13 protein-coding genes are annotated in these 13762 nt (G+C 58.3%); 10 read left to right on the top strand and 3 right to left on the bottom strand.

From position 1 onward, the window contains the following. The first annotated feature begins 34 nt into the window (after window positions 1–34). Window positions 35–865 (top strand): oxidoreductase, encoded by an 831-nt coding sequence (locus SP68_RS15515; RefSeq protein WP_012968487.1) that lies wholly within the window; start codon window positions 35–37, stop codon window positions 863–865. 13 nt (window positions 866–878) lie between these two features. Here the strand turns inward: SP68_RS15515 and SP68_RS15520 are convergent, their stop codons facing one another. Beyond that, window positions 879–1814, bottom strand: a complete 936-nt coding sequence (locus SP68_RS15520) for a LysR family transcriptional regulator (protein WP_012968488.1) — start codon at window positions 1812–1814, stop codon at window positions 879–881. A 100-nt stretch (window positions 1815–1914) separates the two neighbouring features. On the opposite strand from SP68_RS15520, the gene SP68_RS15525 reads away from it, so the two are divergent. Both SP68_RS15525 and SP68_RS15530 read left to right on the top strand, forming a co-directional pair. Next, complete coding sequence (locus tag SP68_RS15525) at window positions 1915–3024, top strand: alkene reductase (RefSeq protein WP_022065495.1); 1110 nt, start codon at window positions 1915–1917, stop codon at window positions 3022–3024. A gap of 2 nt (window positions 3025–3026) precedes the next feature. Next, on the top strand, window positions 3027–3620 hold the full coding sequence (locus SP68_RS15530) for an ester cyclase (protein WP_040976070.1): 594 nt from the start codon (window positions 3027–3029) through the stop codon (window positions 3618–3620). A gap of 89 nt (window positions 3621–3709) precedes the next feature. Here SP68_RS15530 and SP68_RS15535 read toward each other — a convergent pair whose 3' ends face one another. Continuing rightward, entirely contained in the window at window positions 3710–4459 is a 750-nt protein-coding gene (locus tag SP68_RS15535; RefSeq protein WP_040975802.1) for an SDR family oxidoreductase, read from the bottom strand. A 167-nt stretch (window positions 4460–4626) separates the two neighbouring features. Here SP68_RS15535 and SP68_RS15540 point away from each other — a divergent pair, with 167 nt between their 5' ends. The 7 genes from SP68_RS15540 to SP68_RS15565 all read left to right on the top strand — a co-directional run bounded on the left by SP68_RS15540 (window position 4627) and on the right by SP68_RS15565 (window position 13025). After that, on the top strand, window positions 4627–5532 hold the full coding sequence (locus tag SP68_RS15540; RefSeq protein WP_040975800.1) for a LysR family transcriptional regulator: 906 nt from the start codon (window positions 4627–4629) through the stop codon (window positions 5530–5532). Window positions 5533–5971: 439 nt separating this feature from the next. After that, window positions 5972–6178: a hypothetical protein gene (locus SP68_RS26605; RefSeq protein WP_224224395.1), complete on the top strand. Its 207-nt coding sequence runs from the start codon at window positions 5972–5974 to the stop codon at window positions 6176–6178. Window positions 6179–6494: 316 nt separating this feature from the next. Further along, on the top strand, window positions 6495–9188 hold the full coding sequence (gene mgtA, locus SP68_RS15545; protein ID WP_012542116.1) for a magnesium-translocating P-type ATPase: 2694 nt from the start codon (window positions 6495–6497) through the stop codon (window positions 9186–9188). A gap of 75 nt (window positions 9189–9263) precedes the next feature. Continuing rightward, the gene (locus tag SP68_RS15550) at window positions 9264–9488 is read left to right on the top strand and encodes a hypothetical protein (RefSeq protein ID WP_040975798.1); all 225 of its coding nucleotides are present in this window, start codon (window positions 9264–9266) and stop codon (window positions 9486–9488) included. Between the two features lie 14 nt (window positions 9489–9502). After that, window positions 9503–11155 (top strand): Na/Pi cotransporter family protein, encoded by a 1653-nt coding sequence (locus SP68_RS15555; RefSeq protein WP_040975796.1) that lies wholly within the window; start codon window positions 9503–9505, stop codon window positions 11153–11155. Window positions 11156–11220: 65 nt separating this feature from the next. Beyond that, window positions 11221–11565, top strand: a complete 345-nt coding sequence (locus SP68_RS15560) for an SLOG family protein (RefSeq protein WP_008807658.1) — start codon at window positions 11221–11223, stop codon at window positions 11563–11565. A gap of 326 nt (window positions 11566–11891) precedes the next feature. Further along, entirely contained in the window at window positions 11892–13025 is a 1134-nt protein-coding gene (locus SP68_RS15565; protein ID WP_040975794.1) for an FAD-dependent oxidoreductase, read from the top strand. 144 nt (window positions 13026–13169) lie between these two features. Here the strand turns inward: SP68_RS15565 and SP68_RS15570 are convergent, their stop codons facing one another. Further along, window positions 13170–13757, bottom strand: coding sequence for a TetR/AcrR family transcriptional regulator C-terminal domain-containing protein (locus SP68_RS15570; RefSeq protein ID WP_012542120.1), 588 nt, complete (start codon window positions 13755–13757; stop codon window positions 13170–13172). Window positions 13758–13762 lie beyond the last annotated feature (5 nt).

Raw genomic sequence — 13762 nt, forward strand, 5'->3', positions numbered from 1 at the left:
GCACACTCAGCGCAGTCTACTTGCCGAGGTGCTTATGTTTATTCAGGAAAAGAAAACCGCGTTGGTCACCGGCGCATCGTCAGGGATGGGGAAAGCCATTGCCCGTCGTCTTATCCAGGAGGGTTACCAGGTTTACGTTGCTGCCCGGCAGCTCGGGAAAATGGACGATCTGGCTTCGCTAGGGGCCCAATGCCTGCAGATGGATCTCTCACGACAGGACGATCGGCTGGCGGTCGTGAACACCATTCTGTCTCAGACCGGAGGGGTCGATGTACTGGTCAATAATGCCGGTTTTGGCCTGTATGGCCCGGTCGAAGAGATCGGTATCGATGAGGCTCGCTACCAGTTTGAGGTCAATCTCTTCGGCGCGGCGCATCTCACGCAACTACTGCTTCCCGCGATGCGCGCCCGCCGTCGCGGATATATTGTCAATATCTCTTCCATGGGCGGGAAGATGTATAGCGTCCTCGGCGCATGGTACCACGCCACCAAACATGCACTTGAGGGGTGGTCAGACTGCCTGCGGCTGGAAGTTGCCGACTTCGGCATCAAGGTGGTTATCATCGAACCTGGAGTGATTGAAACCGGCTTCGGCGATGCGGCCAGTGAAAGTATTGTCAAACGTTCGGCCACAGGACCGTATGGTCAGTTGGTAAAAGGGGTCGCCCTGTCGATCCAAAAAACGTACGGCCATGGCACCGGCAGCGACCCGCAGACGATCGCCGAGGTGGTCCTGGTCGCGGTGAAGGCCTCAAATCCACGCCCCCGTTATGCCGTCGGTAAGTATGCCAAACTGCTTATCCGGATGCGTGTCTGGCTGGGCGACCGTCTTTTCGATCGTATTATCCTCAGCCAGATGCGCTGAGGTCATGTTCTGCTCACCTTCGCCTCGCGCTGGAGGGGGATGACTCTCCCAGCCAGTCGATAAAAAACGCCATAAACGCCGACACCTGTGGCGGCTGCAGCTTTCGCTGGGGAAAGACAAACTGCAGCCCAACCTCCTTGCGGTCTAAGGGGCTGAATCCGGTGAAGCGCTCGGCAAATAGCACCTGAAGCCGTCCCTCCTCGACATCCCTCTTCACATCCCACCATGATTTACCGGCGATCCCCGCCCCGCTGAGCGCCCACTGCCGCAGCAGTGCCCCATCGTCGCAGACCATCGCCGGCGTCACCCGCACCACGCGCTCCTTTCCCGCCTCCTCGAAGCGCCATTCATTCATCACCACACCGTGCCGCTCCAGCGCCAGACAGCGGTGATGGTGCAACTCGTCGAGGGCGGCAGGCGTTCCGTGAGTGGCAAGATAAGCCTCCGAAGCCACCAGCACCCGGTGGTTGGGGCGGATATGGCGGATCGCCAAACTACTGTCTGGCAGGTTACCGACGCGAATGCTCATATCCAGCCGGTTGGCGACCAGATCCTCCACGCGCTCACCTAAGAACACGGAAAACGTGACCTCCGGGTGACGGCGGGAAAAGTCGACGATGGCCGGGCTAAGATACTGTCGGCCAAAGTCGGAGGGGGCGGAAAGACGAATATTGCCGCTCAGCACCCCTTCCTTTTGCGTCAGCAACGATTCGGCGTGACGGGCCTCCTCCAGTACGCGCCGCGCGGCATGATAAAAATCTTCCCCCGCCCTGGTCAGGGTGATCGCGCGCGTGGAACGATGGAACAGGCGGGTCTGGTAGCGCTCCTCCATCGCCTTCAGGCGGGCCGTCATGGTGGCCGGTGAGAGCGATAACCGTCTGCCGGCGGCGGAGAGTCCCCCCGCCTCGGCGACAGCCACCAGCAGCGCCATATCTTCCAGCTTGCCCATTTTTCGTATTTCCTGAAAAGTGAATCTGATTTTAGCCTAATTATCAAAATCAGATCCCGACTGTAAAGTGATTTTCATTCCACTCGCAAGGGACACCCGTATGAACAGCCTCTCACTTTTCGATCGTTACCGCATCGGCACGCTGCCGTTGAAAAACCGCATCGTCATGGCTCCCATGACCCGGGCGCGCGCCCTGCAGCCCGGAAATATCCCCTCCGCGCTGATGGCGGAATATTACCGCCAGCGCGCCAGCGCCGGATTGATCGTCACGGAGGCGACGCAAATCTCTCCTGAGGGACAGGGATACTCCTGGACGCCTGGCCTGCATTCCGCTGAGCAGATTGCCGGCTGGCAGCTGACGACCGGGGCCGTTCACCAGGCTGGCGGCGTTATCTTTTCTCAGCTCTGGCACGTGGGGCGGATGTCGCACGCTCGTTTTCATGCGGATGGGCAACCCGTGGCCCCGTCGGCACTGGCGCCGGACGCCCAGGTCTGGGTGGTGGATGAGCAAGGCCGGGGCCAGATGGTGGACTGCCCACCGCCGCGGGCGCTCTCCCGATCGGATATTCAGCGTATTGTCGCCGATTACCGTCAGGCGGCGCGCAATGCGATAGCGGCGGGGTTTGACGGTGTGGAAGTGCACGGCGGCAATGGCTATCTGATCGACCAGTTCCTGCGGCGTACCGCCAACCAGCGTACTGATGAGTACGGCGGTAGCCTGAGCAACCGGATCCGTTTTGCCCAGGAGGTGCTGACCGCCATCGGCGACGTTATTGGCCGCGAGCGGACGGGCATCCGCCTTTCCCCCTTCATTACCCAGCGCGGGATGAACGACCCGCAGGTGATCGACGCCATCCTTGCCCTGGCGGCCTGGTGCGAACAGCAAGGTATCGCCTTTATCCACCTGGCGGAGGCGGACTGGGACGATGCGCCAGCCGTTCCCCAACACTTTCGTGACACGCTGCGCGCGACCTTCAGCGGCACCCTGATCGTGGCCGGCAATTACGATCAGCAAAAGGCGGAACGTATCCTCACCGCCGGTTTCGCCGATCTGGTGGCTTTCGGCCGCCCGTTTATTGCTAATCCTGACCTGCCGCAGCGGCTTCAGCACCGCTGGCCGCTGGCGACCGTCAGCGATCCCGCCACGCTGTTTGGCGGGACAGAGGTGGGCTATACCGACTATCCCTTCTATACGGAGCATAAAGAGTGAAAATGACCCGCAAAATGTTACCTGCCAGCCGTAGTTTCGCTGTTGTCTGCGCGCAGGCCAGACGCGGCATCGCGCTGCGGCGCTGCGCCACAGCGCTGCTGCTTGCCGGGATATCCGGCTCCGCGTTTTCAGCCCCGCAAGGGTTGCTGAAGCCAGCCCAGCTCATCGTTGACAGCGGCCTTCCCCCTGCCACACGCGCCGCCAATGAATATGTCGCCAGGCAATACGCCACGTTCTGGAATACCGGTGATGAAGCGCTGGCCCGGGCGGCGCTGGCGGGGAATTTTATCGATAAAACGCCCCCGGAAGGGCGCCGACAAGGGCCGGAAGGCGCGATCCTCGCCTCCAGAGCGTTTCGTCAGGCGGTGCCGGATTTACGCTGTGATGTCGAACAAATGATTGTGGCCGGTGACCGGGTGGTCTCACACTTACATTTTCATGGCCACTTTACCGGGACCTTCGGCACCCGGAAGGGTAAGGGACAAAATATCGATTTTATCGCCACCGATATCTATCAGATCAGCGGCGGTAAAATTGCCGCCAACTGGCATATTGAAGATAACCTGACGCTGATGAAACAGCTGGGCGCGCAATAAGCTGCCCACCCGAGCGGTGAGTAAGCGATCGCCATAACCACGAGCCCCCCGGTATCCGCCGGGGCAGCTCGCCTGGCGACAGACTGTGCTTAGATTTGCGCCATTCCACCGTCGACATAGATCTCTGCGGCGTTAATAAAGCTCGACTCGTCAGACGCTAAAAATACCACCGTCCTGCCAATCTCCTCCGGCTCGCCCAGCCGCCCGAGCGGTACGCTGGCGGCCAGGGCGTCGAACAAGCCCTGACGGTCCGCCTCCGCGACCAGTCCTCCCAGACCCGGGGTACGCACCGGCCCCGGGCTGACGACATTGATGCGGATCCCGCGATCGTTCACCTCCAGCGCCCAGGAGCGCGCCAGGCTGCGTACCGCCGCTTTACTGGCGCTATAGATGCTGAAGTTCGCCGTCCCTTTGACCGCCGCCGTAGAGCCGGTCAAAATCACCGAGGCGCCGTCGGTGAGCAGCGGCAGCGCTTTCTGGACGGTGAACACCACCCCGCGCACGTTGGTGGCGAATATCCGCTCGATGTGCGCTTCGGTGATGGCGCTGAGCGGCAGCATATCCCCGCCGCCAGCATTGGCGAACAGCACATCCAGGCGGCCGGACTCGTCGGCAATGGTCGCAAATACCGCGTCAAGGTCGCTTAACACGGCGGCGTCGGCGCGGATCCCGCGGGCGGCGGGCCCGATGAATCTTACCGCCACATCCAGCTCCTCCTGTCGGCGGCCGGTGATATACACCTTCGCGCCCTGCTCCGCCAGCGCTTTCGCCGACGCCAGGCCAATCCCGGTGCTGCCGCCGGTCACTAACGCCACTTTATCCGCAAGTTTTTTGCTCATGGTGCATTTCCTTGGTTAGAGTATAAACAGGCCAGGCTCGCGAAAGCGCCCCGCCGGGTATGGAAAGCACTGTAATCGCCTCAAAGAGGCGGAAAAATGGCCTAATCTGAAAAACACTTTTCCCCTCCGTGGATAATGGACGCCCGCTAACCAGGATACTGCGAATAATGGACCGATTTTCAGCCCTCAAAGCCTTCACCCGCGTTGTCGAAGCCGGCAGCTTTACCCGCGCCGCGGACTCGCTGGATATGCCCAACGCCACGCTCAGCAAAACCATCAAGCAACTGGAAGCGCACCTGGGGGTTTCCCTCCTGCAGCGCACCACCCGGCGTATTACCGTGACGCCGGAAGGACGGGAGTACTATGAAAAAGCTCGCTGCCTGCTGGAAGACCTGGAAGAGATCGACGCCTCCTTCAATACCGCCCACAATAAGCCGAAGGGCCATCTACGGATCGCCATCGGTGGGTCGACCGCGTGCGATGTGCTGATCCCGCTGCTGGCGGACTTTATGACCTCCTGGCCGGATATCCGTATCGATTTACAGGTGGCCGATAAACCCGCGGACCTCATCAGCGGCAATATTGACTGCGCCATCCGCGGCGGGCCGATGGATGACTCGACGCTGATCGCCCGTAAAATCGGCGAGGCGACGCTGGTCACCTGCGCCACCCCTGGCTATCTTCAGCGCTGCGGCACACCCGCCTCGCCGGATGAACTCCATCATGGCTACCAGCTCATCAGCTATCTGTCGCCGGCCAGCGGCAGAGCGTTTCCGTTTCGCTTTACGCGTCACGGCGTCAGTACCGAGCTCAAGACAGAGCCCCATCTCGGCATCAATGAGAGCAACGCGCATATTGCCGCCGGCGAGGCGGGCTTAGGCATTGTGCAGACCTTTACCTATTCGCTAAAACCCGCGCTGGCAAGCGGCAAGCTGGTGGAGATCCTCAGCGCCTGGCGCCCGGCCCCCTATCCCTTTCACGTCGTCTATGCCCGGCACCGGCACGTGCCGCCCCGGCTCCGCGTCTTTATTGAATGGCTGGCGGCGGTTTTTCCGGCTGCGGTGCAGGGATAAAGCGCGTTATCTGACGCAGCGCAGAGGGTCGTCCACAATTGAACGCACTGACCGCTATTTTTCCTTTTTACGACCGTCCGAAAAACACCAATGATTAAATCTACGATTTGATGTTTCTACACAAAATATAAACGAAGATTTAAATTGATATGAATGGGTTGACAATAACATTGGCTATGGGTAGATTTCATGGGCCTAAGTTGTGGCCTTTCCTAATCTGACATAAGAGACTAATGGATACTGAATTTAGTAGCGGTCCGAATATGGCCTTAACGGTTATTCGGACAAGTAAACATAAAATCGATTGTGATCACTTCTTCGTTTTGGTGTGTCTCGCCGGAGCCTGATGCTCTCGTGTTGTCCCACCTCGACCAGAGTTTTCACGGTCCCGAGGTGTGTTATGAACTTCAAATCTACCCTTTTTCCTGGTGTCAAAACCATGACATCAACGCTGCGTGTCCGGCCGCCCCGCGATCGGGTGTCGTCTGCGCGCAAAAAACAGCAAAGCTCTATATTCTCTTCGAAAATCAGCGAGTTGAATCAACGCATTACTAACTGGCGCGTCAGTCCTGTCACCGGCCAGCTGGAGCGTCGTTGCCGCTTCTCTGATGGCGAAGACCCACAAAGTCGCCCCTTCGTCGCCTGATTCAGCCGTTACGCCGTAGGCCGTGTCTGCGCGCTATGCCGCAGCCCGTTTTCGTGCGTCACGCTGAGTTAAGTCACTGCTGGTACCTGTTTATTCACTGATGTATTTATACTTGTACATCGGCAGGAATAATCACGTCCAAATAAAACAAAATATAAACTTCACGCCTGTTTATTTTTTAATAGTAAACAGCGGGAAGCCCTGTGCGAAATTAATTAAAACCGATCGCTGATGCGACATCGGGCTATTTTCGGCCGCCCTTAATCCGGGTCTTACCGTAAAAAGCCTGCTGCCGCCCGGCGACAGGAGCAGCACCATGACTGTACAAATCAAGAACCGAAATAAAAAAAGCACGCTGTCTATGCGTGCCGCCCAGGAAGCCCAAAACGGTATCGCAGAAACCCTGGTCAACCTCAACACTACCCGGGAAGGGCTGCAGGAAGCCCAGGCAAATGCCCGGCTGGAGCGGGATGGCCTGAACGAAGTGACTCATGACAAGCCACCGCACGCGCTGATCCAGCTACTGATGGCGTTTAACAACCCGTTTATTTATGTGCTCGCCATTCTCGCCGGGATCAGCTTCTTCACCGACTACTGGCTGCCCACCAGCCATGGCGAAGACGGCGACCTGACGACGGTGATAATCATCGGCACCATGGTTGCCCTCAGCGGACTGGTGCGCTTCTGGCAGGAACACCGCTCTGCCAAATCGGCCGAAGCGCTGAAAGCGATGGTTCGCACCACCGCGACGGTCGTTCGTCGCGAACACGCCGGGCAAAAAGGAACGCCACGTGAAATCCCGATGCGCGAGCTGGTGGTGGGCGATATCGTGCAGCTCTATGCGGGCGACATGATCCCGGCCGACGTCCGTTTGATCGAATCACGCGACCTGTTTATCAGTCAGGCCGTCCTGACCGGCGAAGCGCTGCCGATTGAGAAGTACGACACCCTTGGCGACGTGGCGCAGAAATCCGCGCACGACAAGGCGGTTGACAACGAGAACCTGTTGGATATGCCTAACATCTGCTTCATGGGGACCAACGTTGTCAGCGGCACCGCTCAGGCGGTCGTGGTGGCGACCGGGCCGAGGACCTACTTTGGCTCACTGGCAAAAGCGATTGTCGGCACCCGGGCGCAAACGGCGTTTGACCGCGGGGTGAACAGCGTCAGCTGGCTGTTGATCCGCTTTATGCTAGTGATGGTGCCGGTAGTGTTCCTGATTAACGGCCTGATGAAGGGCGAATGGTGGGATGCCCTGCTGTTTGCTCTGGCCGTCGCCGTAGGTCTGACGCCAGAAATGCTGCCAATGATCGTCAGCGCCAACCTCGCCAAGGGCGCGGTGGCCATGGCGAAGCGTAAAGTCGTGGTTAAGCGCCTTAACGCGATTCAGAACCTGGGCGCGATGGACGTGCTGTGCACCGACAAAACCGGCACCCTGACGCAGGATAAGATCATCCTTGAGCACCACGTCGACACGCACGGTCAGAAAAATCAGTCCGTGCTGGCGCTGGCCTGGCTCAACAGCCACTATCAAAGCGGCATCAAAAACTTGATGGATCAGGCGGTCATTTACTTCTCTGAAAATGAGTCGGGCTTTGTGCAACCTCAGGGGTACAGCAAAGTCGATGAGATGCCGTTCGACTTCGTGCGCCGTCGCCTGTCGATTGTGGTGAAAGACAGCCAGAGCAATCATCTGCTGGTGTGCAAAGGCGCCGTGGAGGAGATGCTGAGCATCGCCACCCACATGGAAGAGAATGGCAAGGTTATCCCCCTCGACGATCAGCGCCGTGACGCCATGCTGGCGATGGCGAACGACTACAACAAAGACGGCTTCCGCGTTCTGGTGGTCGCTACGCGCGACATTCCGAAAGCCGAAGCGAAAAGACTGTACAGCACCGCTGATGAGCACGATCTGATTATCCGCGGCTTCCTCACCTTCCTCGATCCACCTAAGGAGAGCGCGGGTCCGGCGATTGCTGCCCTGATGGATATTGGCGTCGCAGTCAAAGTGCTGACCGGCGATAACGCGATTGTCACTACGCGGATTTGCCGCCAGGTGGGACTGGAGCCAGGCGAACCGGTACTCGGCCCGCAGATTGAGGCGTTGAGCGACACGGCCCTGCAGCAGTTGGTGGAAGAGCGCACGGTGTTCGCCAAGCTAACGCCGCTGCAGAAATCACGCGTGCTGAAGGCGCTGCAGGCCAACGGTCATACGGTGGGCTTTCTCGGTGACGGCATTAACGATGCCCCTGCTCTGCGCGATGCCGACGTGGGTATCTCGGTCGACAGTGGCACCGATATCGCCAAGGAATCGGCCGACATCATCTTGCTGGAAAAGAGCCTGATGGTGCTGGAAGAAGGCGTTATCAAAGGCCGCGAGACCTTTGGCAACATTATGAAATACCTGAACATGACCGCCAGCTCCAACTTCGGCAACGTGTTCTCGGTACTGGTGGCCAGCGCGTTCATTCCGTTCCTGCCGATGCTCGCGATCCAGTTGCTGCTGCAAAACCTGATGTACGACATCTCCCAGCTCGCGCTGCCGTGGGACAAAACGGACAAAGAGTTCCTGAGCAAACCGCGCAAGTGGGATGCAAGAAACATCGGCCGCTTTATGGTCTGGATTGGCCCGACCTCGTCCATTTTTGACATGACGACCTTTGCGCTGATGTGGTTTGTGTTCAGCGCCAACAGCGAACACATGCAGACCCTGTTCCAGTCCGGCTGGTTCGTTGAAGGCCTGCTGTCGCAGACGCTGGTGGTGCACATGCTGCGTACCCAGAAAATTCCGTTCATTCAGAGCACCGCCGCCTGGCCGGTACTGATGATGACCGGTCTGATTATGGCTATTGGAATTTACGTGCCGTTCTCTCCGCTCGGGCCGTTGGTTGGGCTGCAGGCGCTGCCGTGGCAGTACTTCCCGTGGCTGGTCGGCACCCTGCTCGCCTACTGCTGCGTGGCGCAGGGCATGAAAACGTTCTACATCCGTCGCTTCAGGCAGTGGCACTAATTCTGCGTTAAAGACGGTGATTCACGTGCCGCTTCGGCGGCACCTTTCAGGCAGGCCACACAGGCTGGAAGCATTATGGAAAAGCGACATTCCATCATTTTCCTGATTAAAAATAAGTCCATCGCGTTGATTGTCTTATTTTTAATGAAAATAACCCGCACCCTTCGCGTCCGTGCCCTGGCATGGTACGCCGGAGGGAAGATTAACTATCAACACACTAAAGCATTACTGAACCTCGCCAGCGCCATACATCGTTTTTCGATCAGGTTACTGCGTTTTATTTCACTACCCGCCCTGTAGAGGGGGAATTCATAATGTCCGGAACCACTCTGTTAATTCACCTGGCTGGCGCCATCGCATTGCTGCTCTGGGGCAGCCATATGATTTCAACGGCGCTGCAGCGCGGCTTCGGCACGCCGCTGCGCAACTGGATGGGACGCCACCTCACTAACCGCTGGACCGCCCTGCTCTCCGGCATTGGCATTACCGGCATTCTGCAAAGCAGCACGGCGGTCAGTATGATGGCGACGTCATTTACCGCCGCAGGTACGCTAAGCCTTGCCCCCGCGCTTGCGGTGATGCTCGGCGCCAACATCGGCTCCACGCTGGTGGTCCAGCTGATGAGCTTTAACATGGAAATCGCCATTCCGCTGCTTCTGCTGGCCGGGTTTGTGGTTTTCAAGCTACGCGACCATTCCAGCTTTGAAAGCGTGGGCTGCGCCCTGATTGGCCTCGGCCTGATGCTGCTGGCGCTGCATTTACTGGGTGGCACGCTGCAGGACATTGAGGTCACGCCGGTGTTTCATGCCGTGATGCAGGGGCTACAGGGCGATATTTTCATTGCCCTGCTGGTGGCGGCGCTCCTGACGCTCCTGTGCCACTCCAGCGTGGCGATGATTTTGCTGATCGCCTCCCTCGCCGGTACCGGCACGCTGACCCCGGCTACGGCCCTGGTGCTGGTGCTTGGCGCCAACATCGGCGGCGCGTTACCGCCGGTGTTAAACGCCGGGTCCGCGGTGGCCCGCCGCCTGCCGGTTGGCAACCTGATGGTCCGCCTGTCCGGCTGCGCGCTGGCGTTACTGCTTCTGCCGTTGCTGATGGCGATCGCCCGTAAATCCGGGCTGAACACGCCGCAGCTGGTGGTGTGGTTTCATACCGCCTTTAGCGTGGCGCTCGCGCTGCTGTTTATCGGCCTGAACGCGCCAATGGCTCGCTTCCTGGAGCGACTGTTTCCGGAAGAAGAGCGCGTAGGCGACCCGGGTATGCCGATGTATCTCGACGATGCGGGTCTGGAAGTGGCTTATATCGGCCTGTCCAATTCGGTTCGCGAATCGCTGCGCGCCGCCGACATGCTAACCATCATGCTGGACCGACTGCTGGTGCTGTTTGTGACCCAGGAAAAACAGGCTGCCGATGACATCCGCCAGCTGGAGCAGTCGGTCGATCTGCTCAGCGCGGCGGTTCGCGCCTACCTCGCCGACATTGGTCAGGACGGGCTGAATGATGCGGATGCCGATCGTGCCCAGGAGATCCTGATGTTCATCATCAATGTTGAGCACGCGGGCGATATTCTCTCCAGCAATCTGACCCAGCTGGCCACGCGCCGCGCACGCCGGGGAGAACATTTTAACGACTTTGAATTACACCATATTCGCCTGCTGCATGCGGAGCTCCTCACCAGCCTGAACTTAGGAATAGCGGCATTCCTGCGTGAAGACTTGTCTGCTGCCCACCAGCTGGTGCAGCGCAAAGAAACCATCCGCCAGCTGGAGGCCTCCGCCAGCCGCGAGCACTTCAAAAAACTGCGGGAGGACAAGAATGCCTGGGCGGAATCCGGCGACATTTTCCAGCGGGTGCTACGGGACTACCGCCGCGTGCATCACCATATCGCCGCCGTCGCCTACCCTGTCATTGACCGCCTGGGCGATACCTCGCTGCGGTTTATTGAAACGCCGCCGGATGTTTAAAAAACAATAACCGCCAGCGCGCGGACGAGATCCTTTTCAAGGCAAGCAACGTTAAGGTACAAAAAATGCGAGTGTTAATCTGCTCGGGTCGGTTTTATGCCGACACCCATACCATCACCCATGTGCTGGATCTCTATGCCCGTACACAGACGATTAACGTGTTGATTCACGGAGGGCACCAGGCGCTGGGCGGCGCGATAGAAAACTGGGCGCGCGGGATCGACGTTCACGTGATCCGCTACCCGGCAAACTGGGCGCTGCACGGAAAATATGCAGAGACAAGGCGCAATTTGTTTATGCTGGAAGATAGCCGCCCTGACGTACTGCTGGCTTTTCCTGGCGGAGAAGATACGGCGGAGTGCATAAAGATGGCGAAAAACAGAGGGATCCGCGTCATCGACGTCGTTTAACCTGAGTGGGTGAAGTTCGGTGACCATGGCCACAGGCTGGCGTCCGCTGAAGGGGTATTGAATGACGGCCTTGACGATTAACCAGCAATGGTCAATATAGAGAACCTTGCTCGTCTAAGTGTAAGCTGAGCGCAGAGAGGACAGTCAGGCGGGGGGCCCGGCCCCCCAATTGTCCGGGAACATTATGGGCAATACCGCTCAGCATACCCTCAGGCTTCCGTTGGTCCACGGGATGAGATTTCACGTCCACCCCCCTTATTCGCGCGGTATCGAAACCAGGAACAGCCGGACAACGACACCCGCCATACCTTACCTGGAGCGAAAAAATGACCTCATCCATTGCCATCGTCGGAGCAGGACTCGGCGGCCTCATGCTCGCACGTGTTTTACATGTCCACGGCATTTCCTCTGTGGTCTACGAAGCTGAAGCCTCTCCCGAGGCCCGCCCACAAGGTGGCTTGCTGGATATCCACGATCATAATGGCCAGCGGGCGCTGATAGCGGCAGGCCTGTACGATGCCTTCCGGGCCCTTATTCTTCCTGGTGGTCAATCCACGCGCGTACTCGATAAAGAGGGCAACGTATTGTTCGAGCAGCTCGATGATGGTTTGGGCGGCCGACCAGAAGTCTCTCGCGGCGCGCTTCGCACGCTGCTGCTGGAGTCGCTTCCTGCGGACACCGTGCAATGGGGCCGTAAAGTGGCAGATATCGTCCCCCATGATGACGGCACGCATAGTTTGTACTTTACGGATGGCGCCACCACCAGGGTCTCCCTGGTGGTGGGCGCAGATGGTGCCTGGTCGCGTGTCCGCGCTCTGGTCACCGATGCTGTCCCTGCCTATGCGGGATTTTCGTATGTCGAGCGCTGGCTTAGTCACGTTGATACTGATCATCTGGCTTGCGCGCAAGCAGTAGGCCGCGGCTCATTTTTTGCGCTCTCGCCGGGCAAGGGTATCATGGCGCACCGGGAGCCTGGCGGCGTGATCCACGTTTACATTGCTCTGTGCCGGCCCCAGGCCTGGTTTGCTGACGTGACGTCCGCTAATGCACAGGTTGACGTGCAACGCATAGTCGATGAATTCGATGGCTGGGCGCATCCACTGCAAACATTGATTACGGAGGGTGATGGTGAGCCCGTATTGCGCCCTATTCACTTTTTACCTCCCGGACTTCGATGGCCGCGAACAGCAGGCGTAACGCTGTTGGGTGACGCCGCGCATCTTATGCTGCCGTTCGGCGAAGGCGCTAATCTCGCGTTAGAGGATGGCGCTGAGCTGGGACTCGCGATTGCGGCCAATGCAGATAATCCTGAAGCCGCGCTGTCCGCTTATGAAGAACAGATGTTTATCCGCGTCGAAAGTGCGGCCAACGACGCGCAGGCAATGGCAGGCATTCTCTTTGGGGACGAGACACCCGACGCGTTGTTGCATTTTTTTAATCAATATAAAACGGGATCCTGATCCCCCGACGCTGCGGTGATTCTTGCGCCATGAACAAATCACCCTCCCGCCATCGGGAGGTCACCGTTCAGTAATGTCCGGAGAATAACACTCCGGATAAAAAATCATTAAAACGCTGTCGCAATAGCTGAAATCTGGAACGAGTTATTTTAATAACCCCTTCATGATCAAAGACAGACCGAACTCAAAACACGTATCGGGATGCTGGTGGGTAAGCGCATCGATACGACTGATTTCTGTTGAGGGTGTAGACAATCTTTCATCATCATGTCTGTCTGTACGAGACTGCTCCTCCAATACGCATCCCAGGGTATATTCGCTAATAGTGAGTAATATCATTGCGGCTTCGGCCTCAGAAAAGCCGGCCCGCATAAGGTAAGCCACCTTTGGGTAGAACGTTTCCCCTCCTACCCGCGCCGGTGTTGTCCCCGCATGGAGCAGTGCGCCATCCCGATGAGCGAGAAGCGCGCGGCGGAAACTGCGCGCGTTATTTGCCAGCCAGTCTGCCCACTCGGCCGTGTCTTCAGCCAGCGGAAGCGAATGGTGCCTGGCCAAAACAGTTGCGGCCATCTCTTCCAGTAAGCTGGCCTTGTTCCTGAAATGCCAGTACAGCGTTGCGGATTCTACCCCCAGCTTTTGCGCCAGCTTTCGCGTCGTTATCGCTTCCAGCCCAACTTCATCTAAGAGTGCTAATGCAGCATTAATGACCTGATCCCGCTGAATTTTAGCCATGGTGT

The organism is Klebsiella variicola, assembly GCF_000828055.2.
GTDB lineage: Bacteria > Pseudomonadota > Gammaproteobacteria > Enterobacterales > Enterobacteriaceae > Klebsiella > Klebsiella variicola.